Source organism: Porphyrobacter sp. TH134 (genome assembly GCF_002855495.1).
Lineage (GTDB): Bacteria > Pseudomonadota > Alphaproteobacteria > Sphingomonadales > Sphingomonadaceae > Erythrobacter.
This window is the reverse complement of record NZ_PKRO01000032.1, coordinates 12,353-34,423: the sequence shown is the minus strand read 5'-3', so window position 1 is coordinate 34,423 and position 22,071 is coordinate 12,353. Positions and strand designations below refer to the sequence as shown.

The 22,071-nt window shown below is 63.9% G+C and carries 14 protein-coding genes; 4 read left to right on the top strand and 10 right to left on the bottom strand.

Annotated features, from left to right (window positions below; translation table 11 throughout):
- The first annotated feature begins 265 nt into the window (after positions 1–265).
- From C0V72_RS12590 to C0V72_RS12575, 4 genes are all read left to right on the top strand, one after another.
- Positions 266–1,339 carry a helix-turn-helix transcriptional regulator gene (locus C0V72_RS12590; protein WP_101794493.1) on the top strand — a complete coding sequence of 358 codons (1,074 nt, stop codon included), beginning with the start codon at positions 266–268 and terminating at the stop codon, positions 1,337–1,339.
- 234 nt (positions 1,340–1,573) lie between these two features.
- Positions 1,574–3,322, top strand: a complete 1,749-nt coding sequence (locus C0V72_RS12585; protein WP_143704589.1) for a ShlB/FhaC/HecB family hemolysin secretion/activation protein — start codon at positions 1,574–1,576, stop codon at positions 3,320–3,322.
- 70 nt (positions 3,323–3,392) lie between these two features.
- On the top strand, positions 3,393–6,689 hold the full coding sequence (locus C0V72_RS12580; RefSeq protein WP_101794491.1) for a two-partner secretion domain-containing protein: 3,297 nt from the start codon (positions 3,393–3,395) through the stop codon (positions 6,687–6,689).
- Positions 6,690–6,962: 273 nt separating this feature from the next.
- Complete coding sequence (locus C0V72_RS12575) at positions 6,963–9,146, top strand: TonB-dependent receptor (RefSeq protein WP_101794490.1); 2,184 nt, start codon at positions 6,963–6,965, stop codon at positions 9,144–9,146.
- Positions 9,147–9,232: 86 nt separating this feature from the next.
- Here the strand turns inward: C0V72_RS12575 and C0V72_RS12570 are convergent, their stop codons facing one another.
- The 10 genes from C0V72_RS12570 to C0V72_RS12525 all read right to left on the bottom strand — a co-directional run bounded on the left by C0V72_RS12570 (position 9,233) and on the right by C0V72_RS12525 (position 21,945).
- Positions 9,233–10,408, bottom strand: coding sequence for a saccharopine dehydrogenase family protein (locus tag C0V72_RS12570; RefSeq protein ID WP_101794489.1), 1,176 nt, complete (start codon positions 10,406–10,408; stop codon positions 9,233–9,235).
- Between the two features lie 131 nt (positions 10,409–10,539).
- Positions 10,540–11,094, bottom strand: coding sequence for a dCTP deaminase (gene dcd, locus C0V72_RS12565; protein WP_066526763.1), 555 nt, complete (start codon positions 11,092–11,094; stop codon positions 10,540–10,542).
- Positions 11,095–11,293: 199 nt separating this feature from the next.
- On the bottom strand, positions 11,294–12,883 hold the full coding sequence (locus C0V72_RS12560; protein ID WP_143704588.1) for a hypothetical protein: 1,590 nt from the start codon (positions 12,881–12,883) through the stop codon (positions 11,294–11,296).
- 232 nt (positions 12,884–13,115) lie between these two features.
- Positions 13,116–15,485, bottom strand: a complete 2,370-nt coding sequence (locus C0V72_RS16525; protein WP_199797796.1) for a glycosyltransferase family 2 protein — start codon at positions 15,483–15,485, stop codon at positions 13,116–13,118.
- A complete protein-coding gene (locus tag C0V72_RS12550; RefSeq protein WP_101794487.1) occupies positions 15,482–15,874 on the bottom strand; it encodes a GtrA family protein in 393 nt (130 codons plus the stop codon). The genes C0V72_RS16525 and C0V72_RS12550 overlap by 4 nt, the downstream gene beginning before the upstream one ends.
- Complete coding sequence (locus C0V72_RS12545) at positions 15,871–17,946, bottom strand: hypothetical protein (protein WP_101794486.1); 2,076 nt, start codon at positions 17,944–17,946, stop codon at positions 15,871–15,873. The genes C0V72_RS12550 and C0V72_RS12545 overlap by 4 nt, the downstream gene beginning before the upstream one ends.
- Entirely contained in the window at positions 17,939–19,096 is a 1,158-nt protein-coding gene (locus C0V72_RS12540; RefSeq protein ID WP_101794485.1) for an FAD-dependent oxidoreductase, read from the bottom strand. Before C0V72_RS12540 ends, C0V72_RS12545 begins: the two co-directional genes overlap by 8 nt.
- Complete coding sequence (locus C0V72_RS12535; protein ID WP_101794484.1) at positions 19,096–20,118, bottom strand: hypothetical protein; 1,023 nt, start codon at positions 20,116–20,118, stop codon at positions 19,096–19,098. Before C0V72_RS12535 ends, C0V72_RS12540 begins: the two co-directional genes overlap by 1 nt.
- Entirely contained in the window at positions 20,111–20,968 is an 858-nt protein-coding gene (locus C0V72_RS12530; protein ID WP_101794483.1) for a sugar phosphate isomerase/epimerase family protein, read from the bottom strand. Before C0V72_RS12530 ends, C0V72_RS12535 begins: the two co-directional genes overlap by 8 nt.
- Positions 20,965–21,945, bottom strand: coding sequence for a hypothetical protein (locus tag C0V72_RS12525; RefSeq protein WP_101794482.1), 981 nt, complete (start codon positions 21,943–21,945; stop codon positions 20,965–20,967). The genes C0V72_RS12530 and C0V72_RS12525 overlap by 4 nt, the downstream gene beginning before the upstream one ends.
- Between the last annotated feature and the right edge of the window lie 126 nt (positions 21,946–22,071).

Below are 22,071 nucleotides of genomic sequence, written 5' to 3'. Positions count from 1 at the left end.
CATGCTCCCCGCCCCTGAAATCATCGCACGGTCACAACGAGACACCTCGTAACACTGGGTGTCGCCTTAGCTCGTAACACTGGGTGTCCATTGACAAGGGAATCCAAGATGGAAGGCGCTTCGCTTTTGCGCCGCCGATCCCTGTGGGGAACGAGTGTTGTCAGTGTTCTGAATTCTGACCCCAACTAAACTATCAAACTAGAGCCTGTATTGTTCAACTATAAACAGGATGACTGCACCAGGGACGATGTGTACATCTCTCCCGATGTCTCTGATCGAACAGATTTACGACGCCGCGTTCGACCGGCCTCGCTTTGAACCCTTGCTGCGATCGATTGCGCAAGAAATTGGCGGCAATGCTGCCTTTCTTGGATGGCATGATTTCGAACGAAATTGCGGGTTTGACGTTCAGTTCGGCAATGATCCGGCATGGCTGCGCCGATATGTCGAAGAATTTGCCGAACATGATATCCTTCGGCCGATCCTCGTCGCTGTTCCCGAAGGTGAGCCGGCCCCCGCAGCCCCGTATTTTCTGCGACCGGATGTTTCTGAAAGCGTATTTTACAACGGATTTATCGCCCCCCAGCGCATTGTCGACAACATGGCGATCAACCTGATCAAGCGTCCGGGCATGATCGCGACGCTCGCCATTCTGCGGATGGGGGATTTTGCGGTCTACGGCCCGGCTGAAATCGCCAGAATGCGCGAACTGGTGCCGCACTTGCGGCGCGCCGTGCTGATCCAGAGCCGGCTGATCGACGGCGAAAACACCGCAGACGGCTTTCGGCAAAGCAGCGCCGGGGCGCGGGATCATATCATGCTGCTGTCGAAAGACGGGACGATTGTGGAACTCGACCCGCAGCTTGCCGCCATCGTCGGTCTGCAAATTGGCCAACCAATCGGGCACAGCGGCTTCGGGAAAGCGGTGAAGGATGCGATTGCCACGAGCCAGCCGGTGATCGCCGAACTCACTGCCGGAAACAGCACCATCACCCGCCTGCTGTGCGAAGCGCAGGAATTGCAGCGCAACCGGCTTGGTGATCTTTCGACAAATCAGGCAGCCACCCACGCCATTCATATCGGCATCGTCGACCGCCCGAGGATCATCGCTTACGCGGCCATTGCCAAGGCCTATGGCCTGACCGCGACCGAGGCGCGCGTGATGGAATCCGCCGTTGAACAGGGTGATCTGGTAACGATTGGCGCACGGTTGGGCATGGCCCGCGCCACAGCCCGCACGCATCTGCACCGGATCTACGACAAGACCGACACGAACGGTTTTGCAGACCTGTGCAGGCTCGCCTACCGGTTTGTGTGCGCGCGCGGCGCCGCTGGGTAAACAGATGGTGGACGCGCGCGCCTAGGGCTTTCGTTAAGCGGCTGATTGCGGTGCCATTCCAAGGGGGCCTGGCAGCGCGGGGGCCGCTGCGTGCCGGTGATTTCATATTGCAATTCGATTCCTGCCGTTCTGGCCCGGTCTGCCGGAGACAAGCCAGCGCCGCGTCAAACTTTCGCCGCCGTGATCGCCGCTGGCAGGCCTCTGCGACCCGGACTGCGCGCCGCAGCGATGGTTATGGCGGCTTCCACGGGTCTGCACACGGCAACATCAGCCCAGCAGACCGGCGCCCCGGCGCCCGCCTCGCCCGCCCCGGCAGAGGCGCAAACCACGCTTGGCGGCATTCTGGTGCTGGGCAGCACGGCCCTGCCGGTCTCGCAGGTTTCCGCCGCAGCCGGACCGTTTATCGGCCAGCCAGTAACCCCGGCCCTGTTGCAGCAAGTCCGGCTTGCCGTTTCGGATGCGCATGACGACGCAGGCGTTGCTCTGGTCAGCGTTGATGCGCCGTTCATGGTGGGCACGACCGCGCTAATCCGTGTTCAGCAATTGCGCTTGGCGGCGATCACGGTCGGCCTGCCAGCGGGCGCAGCGGCCCCGATCAAAGTGCCGCCAGCGGTGGCGGCGCAGGCGATGGCAGCGCTCCCGGCGCTGCGGGCGGGCGAAACGCCCAATCTGAAAACGCTCGACCGCGAACTGCGCCTTGCCAATCTGCAACCCCATCGCCGGATATCGGTCGATTTTCGCTGGTCAGATTCGGCGACCCAAACCGCAGCCCCTGCGGGCAGCCCAGCCCTTCCAGCGCCAGCGCGCGTGCCTTTGGGACCGTCGTCCGCCAATGTTCAAGGACGGCCCATCGCCTCGGCCGCAGACATTCCGGCAGCCGTGCCAATCACCCGGCTTCCCGGCTTTTCGGAGACGCAGGACGATGCTTCGATGCTCGATGCGCGAATTCTCGTCAGCGACAGCACCCCGTATTATGGCCGTGTGCTCGTCGACAATGCGGGGCAACCGGCGACCGGCCGGCAGCGGCTGCGCCTGCAAGTGGGGCATGGCGATCTGCTCGGCCCGGGACGCGCGCTCGATATCACCACGCTGGTTTCCATCACCCACCCTGAACGCCAGCACCAGTTCGCCCTGCGGTATCAGCACCCGCTGCCCGCTGCTGCCACGCTGCTGTCGGCCGAAGCGTCGATTTCGCGCAGCAGACCCGGGCTTGTGAACGAGTTCTTTGACGTATCGGGCAACAGCAAGATCGCCAACATATCCGTCCGCCGCCTGCTACCCCGCAGCGGCACGCTGGAGCCGTATATCGAAGCGGGCTTCGAGATGGCCGAGCATAATGACGTGGTCAATTTCTTCGGGGTGAACCTTGGCTCCAAAGTCGGCACCGCGCCGCTGTCAGTGACCCTGGCGGCCACCTGGCAGAACGACCGGTCGAATGCGTTCGGCCAGTTGCGCGTGCGCCGTAACACCGGCCTCGGCGGCCTTGCCACGGCCGCGCGGTACAATGCGGCGCGCTTTGGTGCGACACCCGACTGGACCACGCTTGAGGCTTTCGCGGTGTTCCGCAGTGCCACCGGCAAGGGCCAGGAATTCGTCCTTCGCGCGCAAGGGCAACTGACCGGCGATGCACTGATCGCGCCGCAGCAGTTCCGGGCAGGCGGGCAGAACTTCATGCGCGGGCTGATCGAAAGCGAAATGGCCGGTGACAGCGGCGCTGCCGCGACGCTGGAATACTGGGGCACGCTGGCGCCCGGTCACCGGCTCGCAGGCTTTGTCGATGGCGCGGTCGCAGGCCGCAACAAGGCGCTGGCCAACGAGGTCGGCACGCTGAGCGCGCTCAGCGCAGGCATTGCCTACCAATGGACGATCAGGCCCGGGCTTCAGCTCAACCTTGCAGGTGCCCGCGTCATGACCGCGCGCAATCTGCCGCAAAGCGAGGCAGGCGATACGCGGCTGCTCGTGCTGCTGGAGTGGGCGCTATGAACGCGGCCGATCGGCCCGCACGGCGGCATCACCGCCTCCAACAGGTTGCATTCAGCGCTGAGGGACCCGCATGACATCCGCACACTTCAAACCCGTGGTTTTCGCCATCTGCGCCTCGTTCGGCGGCACCGCCGTCCTTGCACAGGACATGCCGCGCAACCCCGAGATCGTGAACGGCGGGGCGGTGATCAACACCTTCAGCAACGGCATGCAGATCGTCAATGAACCGGGCACGATCATCAATTGGGAAAGCTTTTCGATCGATGAAGCCCGCACGGTGCGCTTCGATCAGGTGAATGCGGGCAGCGCGGTTCTTAACCGGGTGATCGGCACATCCTTCAGCGACATTCAGGGCCAGTTGCAATCCAATGGCCGCGTGTTCCTGATCAATCCGAACGGGATTGTGTTCGGTGCAAAGTCGCGCGTCGACACAGCAGGGCTGATCGCCTCAACGCTCGACATCACCGATAATGATTTCCTCGCGGGCAATTACAATTTCGCGTGCCGCAATGCGATCGCGTGCGAAAGCGGGGTCGATGTGCTCGATCCCTTCGTCAACCGGATCGTGCTGAAAGACGGCAGCCAGGTCACCACCCGCTCGTCAGGGCCGGGCGGCCAGATCTGGCTGATCGCGCGCGAGCGGGTGGAATCCGAAGCGGGCAGCACCATTGATGCGCCCAATGGTCAGGTGATTGCAGCTTCCGCCCGCACGGTGACTGTCGGCAGTTCGCAACTGGGCCAGATGACCTTCACGCTTGATGGCACGGCGGGCAGCCGCGTGGATCTGATGGGCGATATTGATGTGAGCCGCGGGGCGGCCGGGTTCTTTGCCGATACGGTGCGCCTTACAGGCAAGGTGCGCGCGAAGTCGGGGCCCAATGCCGCTGGTCAGATTGTTGTGCAGGCCGCCGGCAATGTGGAGATTGGCGGCGATGCAAGGCTCGATGTGTCGGGCGATCCGGGGGCGACCGGCGGGACCGTGTTGTTGGGCGCCGCCCAGACGATCCGCATCGCTGCATCAGCCCTGATCGATGCATCGGCCGAAGACATCAGCAGGCCGGGCGGCTTGATCCGATTGACGGCATCCGAGGTCGTCCTGCCCGGCCCCTTGCGCGACGCCGGAAGTCCGCAAACCCGGTCGGGCGTCCTGCAATTGTTCGCAGGGCGGGAAGCCAATGCCGGGATCGTGGAAATCAACGAGACTGCTGCCTTTGCGTTCGATGCGGTTCCGGTCAAAACGTTGGAGGTCGCAAGTTCGGTCGTCACAACAGACACGCTGGGCGGCCCCGGTAACACCCAGACTTTCCGTGACAGTATGGGAACCGAAAGCAGCCTTTCCACGCTCGCCTCGGCATCGGCGGGCGATGGCACCTATCTGGTAATCACGCAGAAATTCATCCGAGAGACCAATTTCGACGACAACCGCGACCTTGGGGGAACCGTTACACGGATCCTGGAAACGCACCTGATCGATCGTCAAGGCAATCTGGTTGAAACCGATGAGTTGTCACGGGAAATCATTCAAACCTCGGCTTCGTTTGAAACAATTGATGATCGCACCATCCGGCTCACCGGCCTGTCAAAGGGGGGTTACGTCCTTGCCGAAGGTGATGATCTCAAGTTCTTGAACGATGGGGTATCGAAAACCGTAAGCATCACCGACCTCCGCAGGGCGACAGTGACGCCATTGCTGGGCGGCGGGGTGATTGTGACGCAGACAGGCACCCAGCTGGTGTTCGACGCGCTTGGCAATGCGGTGACCGACATCGCGTCTGCTATGGCCGATGAGAAGTTTCATCGCAGCTTTACGCGGACCAGCCCCTACCTCAATTTCGATGTGCGCTCGGAAATCCGGGTGAACGGCGACGGGCGGCTTGAAAAGGTCAATGCGCGCACGGGGGCATCGCTTGGCTTGCTCGCAGAAACGCCAGCGCCTGGGCCGCGAATCCTGGCGCAGGTCAATGACAGTGCCCTTTATGGCTTTGACAGGTTGTTCAGCGCCGATCAGGATCTGCTGGCAACCCAGACCATCGGCATCGCCAATCGCACCGATGCTGTGACCCTGCTCGAAGGCCAGACCACGCAAACCACCAATCCGGTGACCGGCTTGCGGATAAGCTTCGATGAGAAGGTCCATCGCGGCTTTTCCACCATCGACAGCAATCGCATCGGCTATCAGACAGACGAGGTCAGCAGGCCGGCTGCCACGGTGGCTGATATCTCTCCGTTGGTACGGCGCAGGACAACGTCTGAAACGGACAAGCTGACAATCGGAATTATTCAGCGGCGCGCCATCACCACTGCGCCTGCGAGCGACAGCGCGGCCGGGAGTTTGGCAGTGCCCTTGCTGTTTGCGACGCAGCCGGGCTTTTCCAACGGCTTGCAGACAGCGCCGCCGCCTCCGCCGCCACCTCCGCCTGCGCCGCCGCCCGAGCCGACTCCGACTCCAATACCGACGCCGACGCCGACACCGACACCGACACCGACGCCAACACCTGAACCAACCCCGACGCCAACTCCGACCCCGACTCCGACTCCGACTCCACCGCCGCCACCGCCCGCACCGACACCGGAGCCCCCACCTCCGCCGACACAAACGCCGCCGCCTGCGCCACCTCCCCCGGATTCCCCGGCTCCCCCAAGTCCAATCGTCGTGCGCCGACCGGACCCAGGCCTCTTGCTGCCGCCCTTCAACTCGTCGACCCCTCAGCTGAGCGGCGGCAGATCATCGGCCGGCTTTTCCGTTCCGGCCAGCAAGACCCGCCAGACAGCTGATGATGAATCCGCTACTGCCGGCATCGATCCCGATCTGCTTGATAGCGCCCGCAAACTGATCGAAGGCACGCTCGGCCCGGCCGACCTTGCCAAGTTCGACGCCGCCCAGACCGCCGCTGATCGCGGTGAAATCTTGCAGCGCGTGGCCAATGTTCAGCTGCTGGGGGAGGAATTCGCAGAAGCGACCCGCGATATGGATCCGGAAATGTTCAGCATGCTGATGGCATCGATGAGCACGCTTCAGGCCGAAGGCCTGCACGATAATGATGCGTTCTCCGAAGGCCTTGTCAAAGCCCTGACCAAACCGGTCTACGGCGGCGACAACGAAGACGGCAGCCGCGGCGAGACCCGCACTGCTCTGTTTGCTTCACTGACGATCCTCGAAGCCGAACTGTATCAGGCAGAACAAGAGGAATGGAGCCTGCCCGCCCGCCGACGCATTCAGAACAAGCTCACGCGCGAACTGGTCATCGCCGGGATGGAAGCGTCCGGGCAGGAGATCGATGATACCGCCGATGTGGTCTTCAAGCGGCCTGACGGCACGGAAGTGCGCATCACCGAGGATGGCGAGTTAACGAAGGACGAAACCTAGTCCTTTGCATGACGGGCAAGATCGGCCCGTCAGCGCGCCCAAGATCGTCCTGACGAGGCAAGAGGCCGCGAAACCGGCGTCTTGCTGGCAGCCTATGCGAAGTCGGCAGCGGACGGGTGGCTCGGCGATCATCCCGGTTTGGCCGGGTCCCTTGTTGCAAAACCGCAACGTTTGGTCGGCCAGCGTCAGCTTTTGGCGGGATTTCGGCTTGCAATAACCGGGCATGACGCTAGGCGCACGATACGTTATCTCATCAAAACAACGGGACATCCCATGACGATCAACAAGCCGCGCCTTGTCTCCTCCCAGCTCGCGCTCGCCTCGGTGCTCAGCCTGACGTGTGTCGCTTCACCCGCTTTGGCCCAGGCCCAGGCGCAGCCCGCCGCTGCGCCCATCGCAGCTGAAGACGATGTGCATAATCGCCAGACGGCCAATGACGGCACGATCATCGTCAGCGCTTCGGGTCTCAAGGAACTCGACGTGCTGGCCGGCACCAGCGTGCTGGAAATCCGCGACATCCAGCGCGACATGGTCACCGGCCAGATCGGCGACCTGCTGACCAAGCTGCCCGGCGTGTCTGCCACCAGCTTCGCCCCCGGCTCGTCACGCCCGGTGCTGCGCGGCCAGCAGGGCGAGCGGGTGCGCGTCCTGATCGACGGGGTCGGCACGGCGGATGTGTCCAACACCTCGGTCGATCACGCCACCACGATCGAACCGATCACCGTCGAGCGGATCGAAGTGCTGCGCGGCCCGGCCGTGCTGCTCTACGGCAGTCAGGCGATCGGCGGCGCGGTCAACGTGATCGACAAGCGCATCCCGACCCGGATGCCCGATGAAGACCTGCACTTTGATGGCTTTGCCGGCGTCGACAGCGCCACCAACCTGCGCACCGGCGCGGCAAGCCTTGATGTCGGCCTGACCAATAACCTCGTGTTCCACGCCGACGGGTCGTGGCGCAAAACCGGCAATATGGACATCGGCGGCTTCCAGCTCTCGCGCGAGTTCCGTGACGAACTCCTCGAAGAAGCGGCCGAAAAGGACGCGGACGGCGAACCGGAAGAAGCCGCCGAATTCCGCGAGGCCGCCGGTCAGCGCGGGTTTGTGCCCAACAGCGATATGGAAAGCTGGACCGTCAACGCAGGGCTTGGCCTGATCCTTGGCGAAAGCACATTTGGCGCGGCCATCGGGTATTACGATACCAATTACGGCGTCATCAAACGCCCCGGCCTCAAGCATGAGCATGGCGGCGAGGAAGGCGGCGAGGCCGAGGAAGAAGAGGGCGAAGAAAACGTCCGCATCGATCTCCAGCAGTTCCGCGCCGACCTGAAGGGCGATGTCTATCTGGGCGAGGGCGCCTTCGAGCGGCTGAAGCTGCGGGTCGGCTATTCCGACTACACGCACACCGAATTCGAAGGGCCGGGTGAAGTGGGCACCGTATTCGATGCCACCAGCATCGAAGCGCGTGCCGAACTGGTGCAGAATGCCGGCGGCAGCCTGCGCGGATCGAGCGGGGTTCAGTATCTCCACCGCGATTTCTTTGCCGTTGGCGCCGAAGCCTATATTCCGCCCAACCTGACCGATCAGGTCGCGCTGTTCACGCTTCAGGAATTTGGCACCGGCCCGTTCCAGATCGAAGCTGCGGCGCGCGCCGAGTTTACCAATGTCGAGGCCCAGACCCTCGGGATCGCGCGGGATTATGACACCTTCTCGGGCGCGCTTGGCTTCGTTTACGAAGGCATCGAAGGCGTGCGGATCGGCGTTAACGGTTCACGCGCCGAACGTGCGCCCAGCGCCGAGGAACTGTTTTCCAACGGCCCGCATATCGCCACCCAGGCCTTCGAGATCGGCGATGCCGACCTCGACACCGAAACCGCCTGGGGGCTGGAAGCCTATGCCCGGGGCAGCATCGGTGCAGGCACCTTCAATCTCACAGCCTACCGCCAGTGGTTCGGCAATTACATCTTCCTTGAAGAAACGGGCGAGGAAGAAGACGATCTGCCGGTGTTCCAGTACCTCCAGCAGGACTCCGATTTCTGGGGGGTTGAGGCCGACATCAGCTATCCCGTCATCGACACCGAAGGCTTCCGCCTGCTGACCGATCTGCGCGCCTCTTATGTGGAAGCGGAATTGGCCGATGGCACCGCAGTCCCGCGGATCCCGCCGCTGAGCCTGCTCGGCGCGCTGGAAGCCCAGACCGATGCCATCGACCTGCGCGGCGAAGTCCAGTGGTTTGGCGAACAGGACCGGGTCACCGCCTTCGAAACCGCAACCGACAGCTTCACGCTGGTTAATGCGCTGATCGCGTGGCGTCCGCTGGCCGGCAACCAGAACGTCACGCTGCAAGTGGCCGCCGACAACATCTTCGATGTGAATGGCCGCCGCCATGCCAGCTTCACCAAGGACTTCGTGCCGCTGGTGGGCCGCAACTTCCGCGCGAGCGTCCGTTTGAGCTTTTGATGCGTAGCTGACGCAGGGCCCGCAACAGGGTCGCAATTGGGGCAGCCGGACCGGGATTTCCCGCGACCGGCTGCCCCTTTTTCGTATCAGCTTTCGAGCCTGAAGGTCAGTTCAGCGTGTTCTTCCAACCGTTTGACCAGATCTTCGCCAAGGAAGCTGCCGGGCGTGCCGATCCCGCCGGGCTTGGCGCAGGATAGCAGCGCAATGCCGGTTTCGCTGAGCATCCGGCTGGTCGAACCATAGCCCGGATCATACCGGCCCTTGACGCCGAATTGCAGCCGCGCGCCATCGGCCATGTCCGCGACGAAGACGACATCATAAAAGCCGTTCTCGCGCTCTTCGGGCGTCGGCCCCTCACCCGGCTTGGGCGGCTTTGCGCCAAACGGGTTTTTCATGAATTCCAGCGCCGCATTGGCCGCCGCGCGGCCCGCATCGCCGGGGCTGGTCAACATCATTTCGTCATACTGGAAGTCGGTGCCGTAAGGATGACCGAGCAGGAAGTTGGTGCGGTGCACGTTCTTGGTGTTGATCGGCGCCATCACGAAGGGCGCGGACCACTTGCCCAGATCTTCCTCGTGCGACGGGATCATGCCGGAAGGCTGATCCGGCCCTTCAAACCCCGGTGTCAGCGCAAACGGGTTGCGCAGCACGTTGATGAGCGAGGGGCTTTTCGCCGCCGCCTTCATCGTCGCACCAAGGCTGGCCGCGGTGCCGCCCGAGAAGGTGCCCTGCATCGCCCGCACCCGGCCCCGGATGCGCGGGGCCGGCTTGCCGAACTTCTCCACACAGGCCTTCTGCGTCATCATCACGCCGAGATCGAAGGGGATGGAATCGAACCCGGACGAAAAACAGATGCGCGCGCCGCTGGCTTCGGCGGCGGCCTGATGCTCGGCGATCTTCTCGGCCATCCACGCCGGTTCGCCGCACAGGTCGGCATAGTCGGTGCCGGTTGCAACGCAGGCGGCCACCAGTTTGTCGCCATAGAGCTGGTACGGGCCAACCGTGGTCAGCACGACCTTGGTGCGCTGGCACATCGCTTCCAGATCGGCGCTGTCATCGGCATTGGCGACCACCAGCGGGATCGAGGCCGGCGCGCCGATCACGTCGCGCACTTCCTCCAGTTTGGCGAGGCTGCGGCCTGCCATCGCCCACTTGGGGCCGTCCGCGCGCGCGCCATAGTGATGGGCGAGATACTCCGCCACCAACCGCCCAGTATAGCCGGTGGCGCCGTAGACGATGATGTCGAATTCGCGGGTGCTCATGTGATCCAATCTCCGTTCGCCCTGAGCCGGTGTTGCTGCGCAACAGCTGCGCTTCCGAAGGGCTGCTTTTCTTCCTCACCGTTGAAGAGCAAAAACGGTGCTTCGACAAGCTCAGCACGAACGGAAGTGAGTCACAATCGCGGCAGGGTTACCCCGCGCTGGCCCATATATTTGCCCGCGCGGTCCTTGTAGCTGGTCTCGCAGCGTTCGTTGCCTTGCAGGAACAGGAACTGGCACGCGCCTTCGTTCGCGTAGATTTTGGCAGGCAAAGGCGTGGTGTTGCTGAATTCCAGCGTCACATGGCCTTCCCAGCCCGGCTCCAGCGGGGTGACATTCACGATGATCCCGCAGCGCGCATAGGTGCTCTTGCCCAGACAGATCACCAGCACATCCTCCGGCACGCGGAAATATTCGACCGTGCGGGCGAGCGCGAAGGAGTTGGGCGGAATGATGCAAACGTCGGTCTCGCGGTCGACGAAGCTTTTCGGATCGAACTGCTTGGGATCGACCACCGAGCTATCGACATTAGTGAAGATCTTGAACTCCGGCGCAACCCGCGCGTCATAGCCGTAGGACGAGAGGCCATAGGAGATCACCCCATCGCGCCGCTGCGCTTCGACGAAAGGCTCGATCATGCCATGTTCGAGCGCCTGGGTACGGATCCATTTGTCGGAGAGAATCGCCATGTGTGAGGGATTCCCGATGCGCGGGCCGGGGGCAAGGGGCGGCGCGATTCTATCCCCTCTCCCCTCTCCCTACGCCGACGAAAACCGGGACGACGGCGGGCGAGCGGAGCGTCCGGTTTGCACCGATCAGGGGCAAAAGCTGTTGATCAACGAGCGACTCCGTTCTGGATTCAACCAATCTCGTCGCCCCGTGATCGACCTACCGCGAATGACGCATGGCAAAGGCGGGATAGCTTTCCGTATCACCCCGGCGAATCTGCGCCTCCAGCAGCGCAACCGCCGTATCCACATCGGCATTGGCGCCCCCCGCCGCCTGCGCCAGTTTCAGGCCGTGATAGAAAGTCGCGGGATACTCGGTGGTGTATTCATACACGCGCGGATCATCGATCGGCTTGTCGAAACTGTACCAGGGCCGCTGCGCAATATCAGCAGGCAGGCCGAGCGTCTGCGCCATTTGCCGCCAATCGCTGAACCAGCGCCCTTCCAGCCGCGCGGGCAGATTGAGGAAGCAGAACGGGCCGCTGGCCAGAAAGCGCCGCGCCTGAAACCTTGTCGCAAAGGCGATCTGCAACTGCGACCAGCGCGGATCGCCATGCAAGCGGCGCCCCCAATCCAGCGTGTAGGCGATGTAGTTGACGATCGACCCGGTATAGACCCCAGGCCGCTGCCCCGTGCGGATCGATGGCCAGAAGGTCGGATTGGGTGCGCTGTCGTAGGCATCGCCTTCCCAGAACATCCCCAATTGCCCCATCCCCGGCACCGCGAGTGCCCTGACCGCGCGGTCCAGGTTGGCAGCAAGGATCGCATCGAACCGTTCTGCCGATGGCAACCAGTCAAGCGTCGGCATGGCTCGGAGCAACGCATAGGCGAGCAGCACATCGCGCATGGACCACGCCCAGTCGCGGCCCTGGCCCTGATCGATCAATTTGCCGCTGGCACCGCGATAATCGGGAGTCACGGTATTGAGCACGGTGCACGCGGAAAACACCTGCTCCTCGACGAAAAACGGATGCAGTTCGGATAGCAGAGCCGGAATGAACGCCGGGCACGGGCGGTGCGCGTTATCGATATCCCATTCAAACTGCATCCCGGGGCTTACGCCGATGATCCTCTCTTCGGGATAGTTCTGATAATATTGCTGCACTTTCAGCGGTATATTGGGCGTATCGAGCAGCAGCGGCAAGCCATCGGGCCCGCGCACGTGCCAGGGGATTGATGCCGCGGTCAGCCCGTAATTCATGCTGACGCGCCGCATTTCTGCACTGCGTTCGATCAGGTAGCGCGCCTGCCGGTGGACAATCGGCCCCACTTCGTCGCGCAATCCTGTGGTCCCCATCGCCGGCGTGAGCCCGCCTTTGTCCAGCGGCGTGTAATCCGGGACCGGGTCCATATAGGACCATTGCGATGGCGGTTGCAGCCTTGGTCCGATGCCCCACGGCAACAACAGGCCATTGGCTTGCCAGCGGTTCAGCTCGCGATCCGATACAGGCCATGCGCGGGATGCGACGACCCAGCGCTGGAAGTCACCATGGCCGTACAGCGGGAAGCTGCGACCAAACACGCTGGCCTGATAGCTGACCGCAGGGGTTTCTGCCGCCAGATTGGCCCAGCGTTGCCGCTCCACCACCACCACGTCAAAAGGCCGGCCATCCACCGGGGATGCGGCTTGCAGATACCAGATCAGCGCCCATGGACCCTTGCGCAGGAACACGCGGGCGGTGTGCAGCCCTGCGCTCTGCCACACAGCAGCAGGATCATCAGCCGTGAAGATTGTGTCGCCGAGGCGCACGGGGGGCGCGGCAGCCGCCAGCGCGGGATCACGTGGGATTGCACCGCCCCGGGTGTGTCCTTGCGCTCGCAATGGCGCAGACGCGGGGCTGGACGAAAGAAGACCGGGCGCAACCATTGCTGCCGCACCACCGGCCATCATCAATCGGCGAGACATCATCTTGTGTTTCTCCCGTGGAGCGCCTGACTCTGTGCCGATGCGGCCCGTTGTATGATCGCCTGTGCGCTGTTCCTCAACCATCATTGCCGCCCCGTGCGACCCGATACAGCGTAAGCGGGCAGTCCTTGATCTCGGCAACATCGAGGTTCGTCGCTGCCCATCGCGCTCGCGCCAGGTTTCTGGGGAGCACGTAATCGACTTGCCATTCGGCGACGAAAGCGCGGCTGCCCTCAATGCCGAGCCGCCCGCGCGCCATGTTGCGCGGCTCCATCATGGTTGGAAGCCCGCTTAGCGCGCCCGCGCGGGCGGCGAACAGATCGTCGCCCAGCACCAGAATGCGTGGCCGGGGGGTGTCCGTCACGCAAGCCTGCAGCGCCTTCAGATCGCCGGGTGCATCAAAGCGGGCCCATTCTGCCCGATCCACGCGACCTGCGGCCAGTGCCTCCTTGACCTGTCCGATTGTCAAAACTGCCATCGCTGCGGCCACGCTCATGAACGCCAACCGTGCGGCATGAGCGCGCTGGTGGAGGGTGGCGCCCTGCGCAATGCACCAACACCCGGCCGCCAGCAGCCCGGCCCAGATTAACGCTGCGAAGTAGCGGTATTCAAGATAGCCTGTCAGCACCTGCGGCGCCAACAGCAACGCGGTGATCACCGTAAACACGATTAGCACCTTCAGACCATCATTCCCCCGCGGTCGCCCGGCCGCAAGGGCAGGAAGCGCCGCCGGGGGCGCCAGAAACGCCGCCGCCGTAAGCCCCATGCCCGTCGCCAGCAGCGCCGCAAGTGTGTAGAATGCCCCCCACGCGTTGGCCGCTACCCGCGCAGCCCATGCCGCAGGATCATCGGCCAATCCCGGTTGCGGCGCTGGCCACCAGTCGGTGACGAAAGCGGCCGGGTCCAGCGTGGTGGCGATGCCGCTGTTGTCGGTCGCAAAGACGGTCCCGAAGGTGGTGAGGGAATAGATCACCCACGGCGCCACGGCGACCCCCGCCGCCGCCACCGCCGCCAAGGCACGCTTGGGGCTGCGCGTCAGCCACAAGATCATCGCAGTGATGAGCAGTGGTAACAGCACCGCATCAAACCGGTTGAGCACCCCAAGACCGGCGAGGAACCCGATCCCAGCCGCCCCAACCAGACTGATGCGTGCGCCTTGAAGCAAGCTGCTCAGGATCAACGCAAGCAGCAGCAGTTGCAGCGGAATCGTGCGGCCTGCACCCAGTTCGGCGAGAAGCATGTTGGGGCCGAGCAGCCCGATCAGCGCTGCCCCCAGGCCGATCCACGCCGCGCCGGTGACCTTGCGTCCGATCTGTTCCGACACCATCGCAAACCCGGCAAACGCAGCAAAAGCGAGATAGAGTCCGGTGCGCGGTCCTGTGCCCAGCACGGCGTCGATCACCCCGATCAAAACGGGGGTCAGCGGCGGGAAGCTGGTAGAATAGGGCACGTCGCTGGCATAGCTGCGCCAGTGGTTGAAGCGGTAGAAATCGCCGAACACCGTCTGTGACAATTCATACAGTGCCCAGGAATCGGGCGAGTAAGGCGGCGCGGCGATCACGCTCAGCAGCAACGGGGCGAGCACCAGCAGCAGCACCGCAAGCGGCCACAGCAGCGACACGCGCCCGCGCGCCGCATCATCCGGCGTATAGCCGCCGGTCGCGGCGATCACGGTCTCCTTCAGCAGCGCGAGCTTGGATGCAAAGCCGCCGATCTTGGTCGGCACCTTGCCATCATCGGGATAGCGCCGCACCACCGGCACGTGGGCGACTTTCAGCCCCAATTGCCCGGCGCGCACGGTGAGGTAGAACAACAGGTTATAGACCTGAAATTCGTCCCGGAACGGACGCACATCGGGGTGGGTCAGGTAGGCAGCGGAATAGGCCCGGAACCCGTTGGTGGTGTCGGTGAACCAGTGCCGCCCCGACAGGCTCAGCAGCGGGGCGTGGATCAGCCGGTTGGCGATGGTGCGTTCCAGTGGGGTGTTCTCCGCCGCGCCGCCCGGCAGATAGCGCGATCCTTGCACATAATCGCAGCCGTCCTCCAGATTGTCGACCATGGCGGCGACCGCCTCCACCCCGTCCTTGCCATTGCCGTCGACGGTGACGATCCCGGCATAACCTTGGCGCAAGGCCCAGGCATAGGCCATGCGCAGCTGTGCGCTGAGCTTGCCCGGCCCGGTTTTGGTCAGCACCGCGCGCACGCCCGCTTTAGCGACGAAATCGGCATCGAGCGAACCATCGGTCGATCCGCCATCGGCGATGACCACGTCCACCGGCAGGCCCGCCGCCTGAATGCGCAGCAATTGGTCGCGAATGCGCGCGCCCTCGTTGATCACCGGGATCACCAGCGCATGGCGATGCCGCCGCTCGGCATAGAGCGCGGTTTCGTGGGCGGGCACATCCCAATCGCTATCGTCGAGGATCGGCGGGGGATGCAGGGTCATGGCGTATCCGGTTCGGCAGCGAAGACGACGAACTTGCTCAGGGCGAAGTTCACGAAGAACGATCCGCCCGCGCCGCCAATCAGGATCGCGAGCGCCAGATCATCGGCCAGCACCCGGTCGAGCAGTGCGACAATCGCCACCCGGACCGCCAGCGTGACGAGCGCGACCATCGCGTATAGCCCTGCGCGCCGAGCCGAAAGGCTGCGCGGGCCGCTTTGAAAGCTCCAGGTCTGATGGATGATGTAATTCGCGCTCGCCGCCAGGGTAAAGCCGATCGCAGCGGCCAGCCAGAGCGGCACGCCAAGCCCGGTGTGCAAGCCAAGGGCGATGGCAAGGTCAATCACCACCCCCAGCACTGTCACGGTGAAGAATCGCAACAGTTCCGTCATGGTGCGCCTTGTGCCAGATAACGGGCGATGCCTTCGGGCAGGCGGGGCAAGGCGGCGGTATCGACCGGGGCGAAGACCTGCGCGGTGCAGGTGGCCGTACCGATTTCCGATCCGTCAAGCACCTCGAGCGTCAGCCGGGTTGTGGTGCCCGCAGAAACAGGCGCGACCAGCGACACCAGTTCGGTGTTGCCGATGCCATAGCGGGGGAAGTCGGCCCAGCGGTCGGCCGTGGCGGCGGTATCGGGCGAAGCCTCGGCCACGGTCAGCATCGCGCTGCGCCCGGTGGCAAAGGGCGGTTGCCGGGTAACGCTGACAGAGGCCAGCCCGGCGATGGGCGCTGCGATATCGAGTGCCAGCGTATTTCGCGACGGCGCGGAAACCTGGCAAGTCGCGGCCGCGGTGGGCGGTGCGACAGTCTCGGCGCGCACCCACAGAACCTGCTGATCATTGCGAGCGATGGGCGTGTAGTTTTCGTGCAGCGCCCGGAAAAATGGCCAGTTGGCGCGGCGTATCCAACCCTCCCATCCGCTGTAGTCCGGCGCGATGGTGGTGACGGCGGCGACCTTGCGCTCACCCACCAGCGCGGTGAAACTTGCCCGGTTGTCCGCGCCCAATGCGTGGATCAGCGATCCGACCGGCGCCGGGCTGTCTACCCCGGCGGCGATATCCAGCGGCGAGGTATAGACCGACAGCAAGCGCCGATCCTGCGCGATGCCTTGTGCGTCCCAGGCCTGCGCCAGTTGCCGCATTGCCGCCAGATCCGCCGCATATTCGGGCGTCACGTGGAAGCCGAGGCCTGTGTCATAAGTGGTGCGGTCAGTTTGTGCCCGGATCGTCGCAAAGCGCGCCGCTTCGATTCCCACCATGGCCAGCGCCGCCACACCAACAACCATGCCGGTCTTTGCCGGGGAGGCGCTGCGCAGCACCGGCTTGGCCAGACGCAGCAACACCCGCTGGCCGACGATCAGGGGCGCGCAGGCACCCAGAACGAAGGTGATGGCGTTGTACTCGGCCCCTATATGCCCGCCGATCTGCGGGATCAGCGCGGTGCCGATGACGCTGGCGCCGACGACAATGAATGCGCTCCCCCGGACCGGGGCACTGCGGCCGCGCAGGCGCTGGACCATCGCCCACAGCACGCACAGCGTCAGAACAATCAGGCTGGCGGTGGACAGCAGATCGCCGTGGCGCAAGATGTTGGGCAGGTCACCCACGCCAAGGATGCGCGTGCTGCGATCCCATGGCGCAAAGAACCAGAACTGGTCGCCCGCGACATCGCGAAAATTGTATTGCAGCCACGGCCCCGGCGCAGCGTGCGTCACCGCCAGCAGGATCGCGCCCGCTGCCGCCATGACGCCAAGCCCGAATGCCGCCACGGTCCGCGCCAGCAAAGCCAGCCGCCGATGCAGCGCCATGACCAATCCCAGTGTCAGCGCAATCACCAGCGGCATCCCCGCATCATTCGACCACAGCAGCCCGACCCCTGCGACCAGACCCAGCAGCAAACCGCCCGGCAGCGCCCGGCCTTGGCGCAGCACCCGGCGCACCTGCACGACAAAGAACGGCAGGACGATGAAGGGCAGAAACCCGCGCAAGGGCCGGAGCGAAACGCCGGGATCAAAGGTGGCGGGCCAGCGCAGGCCCGCGCCCTCGGCTACCAGCGGCGCGGCGTAATAGAACCCGAAAATCAGCACCAGCGCTGTCTGCCAGCGCGCGCGGGGCGGCACCGCCCGGATCAGCCACACGGTCGCATAGGCCGCGCCGAAACTCCCCGCTATCACCGCCACATTCGCGGCCAGAGTCGATGCGAACAGCGTTTGCCCGAAGGCTAAAAACACCGGCAGCAACGCCAGCACCATCGTGATTCCAAGATAGGACTGGAACGCCGTTCCCAGCTGATCGCCATCGGCAAAGTGATCGAGCGCGAACCACGTCTGCAGCGCCCCATCGATCGAATTGAGGCTGTGGTCATACAGCAGCACACCGCCGCGCAAGGCACAGATCACCGCCGCCAACCCCGCCAGCGCCCACCATCCGCGCGCTTTGCTGCTTGCCTGTACCCGGTCAGGCATAGGTGTGCCCGAACACGAACCCTGAATTGAGGGAAGCGAATTCGGGCGCTGTCTCCTTCACCGCTTCAAACAGGTCGTAGATATTGTCGATCTTGCCGCCGAGTATCGAGATCACTCGGCTTGTCTCTGGCTTCTGGTGATAAAGGATCGGGCGGCCATCATCGGCCTCGTTCTTGATCAGGATGGTCTTCACATCATAGATCGACCGGCGGTAGGTCGCCCCGGCAAGGCAGGGCAGATAACGCTGGGCATCGCGCTGCATGAAGGCAAAGCGCGTTTCGGGCGCCGCGGCGGCCAGATGGCGATAGGGATCACGCGCTTGCGGATTGTCGGCCCAGCTTTCATGCGGGGTATAACGCACGTGGGTCAGCGAATAGAGCTGTTCCGAAGGATAAGGCATCGCCGAGAAAAACGGCCCGTCCATCACCGTCACACCGATCTTTTCCAGTTCGCGCGGAGGTTCAATCAGCGCCAGTTCGGCGATTTCGTGTTTCAGCCGCGCTTGCGGAAGGCCGCCCTTGGCCAGCACCGCATTGATCTGGGCATAGGTGATGTTGAAGGCATAGCGCGCGGTCACTTCGCTGCCATCCGACAAGGCGACCACCACGCCGCTGCGATGGTCAGCAAGGCCGACCAGCTCGGTTTCCAGACGCACCTCGATCCCGGCATCGGCCATGCGCGTGGCTACCTGCTTGCCAAGGACCTTGTGATCGAAGGCGACCTCGAAACAGGCGAACACGTCTTCGACCATGTCGGGATTGAACAGCGCCCGGTGGCTTGGGCTCGCCGGTTCGATCGGCGCGCCCATGTCGCGGAACATACGGTGGAATTTCTTGGCCGTGACCTTCGACCGGCGCCGGGCGATGGCGTAAAGCATCTGGAAATCGCCCACCACCGCGTCCGGGAAATCGGCGAGGAACCGCCGGTGCAGCAGCATGGATTTGACCGCGGTGGCGGCGGATCGGGGATAGTGAAACCCGGTATGCACCCGCGCCTGATTGACCCGCGAGGCACGGTCCATCAGCCGCGGCCCCGCCTCCACCACCAACACCCGCGCCGAGATCGAGCGCAGATAGAGCGCAAGGCAGCAGCCATAAAAGCCGCCGCCGATCACGACATAATCATACGGGGTGGCAGCGGCGGACTGCATCAATCCGGTCCTGCCGGGCCAGCGCGGACATCGCTTTCCAGTTCGACATTGAGATCGAAGGCGACCTGATGGAACAGGTCGATTCGGTTGACTTCCTCTGGCACGATTCCGCCCTTCAGCCGCCGCTGCTGTTTCAGCAGGTGTTGCAAGCCAAGGCTGAGGCCCAGCGTCGAAAGCCCCATGAAGACCGCGCTGACCGCCAGCATCGCATTGGTGGTCAGCCAGCCCGGCGCGAGGGAGTCGACCAAGATGACCGCGCCCACAATCCATGCCGCATAGCCCATGCCGAGCAGCATCAGCACGCTTGAAGACAGCGCCACCACCGACAGGATCGTGGGCGTCAGATAGACCAGCAGCGTCTGGAGCAGCTGCGCGCGGCGCGCCAATCCCATGAAGGCAGTGCGCCCGGGCACGTTGCGCGTGGTGCGAAACCAGTCGAGCGGCAGGCGCGGATCGCGCGGCGGAAAGCGCAAGGCCAGCCGCGGCTCATCATGCGCCAGCAGCAGATTGAGATGCGTGCGGGGCACGGCGATGGATTGAAAGTCGCTCGGGTCGACATTGAACCCGGCCAGCTTGCCCAGCGCGATGAAGGGCCAGGCCAGCAGCCGCTTTACCGGCCGGCGGACGGCGCGAAAGGCCATCGTCACGGCATTCTCGCGCTCGGCATGGGCGAGGAAGGCGACCAGGTCGATCAGCGCGATTTCATCGAGATTGCCGATCACCACCAGATCGCCAATCGCCTCCTCGGCGGCGATGACCCGCCGGTCGTAATACTCGGTCCCGCGCCGCACTATGAAGAGGCGAGTGTTGGACACCTCGGCAATCAGCGGGAGGAACGCCTCGCGCTGGGTGTCATCGACAACAAGGATGATCTCGCGGAAGCGGAACGCGCGGTCGAGCGTGGCGGCCACATCGCGCAAGGCGGCGAAGGTGGCGGGGTTTGCAGCAAGGTCGGAAAAGCAAACCGAGACGACCATGTCTTCGCGCGGTTTCTTGAACTGGCTTGCGTCGGGTTCACGCATGGATCGCCCCCTCCGTCTGATGCGCTGCCGTATCCGCCTCGACCAGCCGCGCGACGGCACGCCGTACATCGGCAAGGCCCTGCGCAGAGCGCTTCATTTCGATAGACACCGCCTTGGCATAACCCGCCTTGCGCAAGGCCCGCAGCACCGGCACCAGCGCCCCGGCATCCGCCGGGGCCGGGGCCAGATCAGGCTCACTGACGTGGACATGATTAAGGCTCGGGGCAAGGTCGGGCAGGCGGGCAGGTACGCTGGCAAAACTGCCGTTCATGTGCATCGCACCCAGATCGAGGATCAGGGCAATCGCTGAATGATCGACAAGCGCAACGAAGGCTTCGGCCTCATCCAGCGAGGTGAGGAAGTTGGTGCCATAGGCGGCCGGGTTGGCTTCGATGGTGACACGCGTTCCGGCGGCGGCAGCGACATCGCCCAGTTGGCGGAACACGGCAGCGGCCTCTGCCAGTGCGTCAGCCATGGCCATGCCCACAGGCACGCGGCGCTGTGATGGGGAGCCGAACACCAGATTGGGAATGCCGAACCGCCCTGCCAGCGTGATTGCGCGTGTCATTCCGCGTTGGAGCACCTTGCGCGCCTCGGCACCTTCAAACAGGGCCGCACCCGTGACGCCGAATAACAGCGATTGCATCGATACCAGCGACAGCCCCGCGTCGGCTATCTCACGCAAGGCCTCATGGGCGGTTGCTTCGTCAGGCACGAAGGGATCGTCGGCGGCGTGGAAGAAGATGCCCGGCGCGATTTCAAGACCCGTAATCCCCGCTTCGGCGAGGATCGCATAAGCCTCCAGCCGTTCTTCGGCCGTCCAGGCGATATTGGACATTGCGAGCTTCATGCCGCAGCCCTTTCGCTGGTGTAAAACGCGGCGAGCTGGTCAAGCGTCGCAGCGGCGCCGAATTGATAGGGCCCCTCAGCCCCCCACAAACCTGCATGGCGGGTGCGCATATCTTCACGGTGCAGGCGTGCGGACGTGTCAGGCATGGGCCGCCCGGTCAGCCGCGCATGGATCGCGGCGGCGGTCAGCGGCTCTGCCACCAGATGCAGGTGCGACAGCCCCGCCCCCAGCGCGATGCCGATGTCCTGCCACAGCCGGTCGATGGCGTAATACTGGTAGGTCGTATCAGGATGATGGAACTGCGTCGCCGAAGCGCCCAGCACTGTTACCGCATCCTCGAGCGCCGCGCGCCGCCTGTCGGCATTGAGCGCCGCCCGGTCAAGCTTCAGCAACCCGGTAACCCCATCGGGCGCATAGAGCGACGCCGCCCAAACGCCGAGCGCGGGATCGAGCGCCTTCATCAGCGCATCGCGCTTTGCCTCGGTCAGCAGCGATGGCACCGGGTTCATCAGATCGAACAGGAAATTTTTACGCAACCCCTGCCCGAACAGCGCGGGCAGGCGGACAATCAGACTGCTGGCAAAATGGCTTTCGACAAAGGCTTCCAGCGCGCGGCGATGGCGGCCATAGGCGAGGTCCTGCTGGAAGGCCTGCGTGCCTTCGTCATTGCCGCCTGCAAAGTCCGCCAGCACGGCGACGGAGGAAATCAGCACGAACCGTTCTGCCTGTATCGTGGCCAGCCGCGCGATTAATCCGTCGATCTGCGCAGCGTCACGCTCCGGCGAACGGTTGGCTTCGAACATTGAACCTGGCGCGGCGGCGCAGACCAAGGTGCCAAATGCCTGCCCTTCGATAGTGGCAATAGTGGCGCTGTTGTAGCAGGCATCAAAGTCGGTTTGCCGCAGCAGCGCGCCGCCGACAAAGCCGGAGTGGCCGATCAGGCCGGTATCGTGGTGGGCAGTTCCGAAACTTTCCATAGCGTCTTGGGCCCGTCGCTGCACTCGTCCTTGGGGAATTGGTCTCTTCGGTCACACGGGGGCAAAGCAGCTGCGATCCGCGTGACAGGCTAACTGTGCTGGTAATTCAGAATGATATCGATAAGG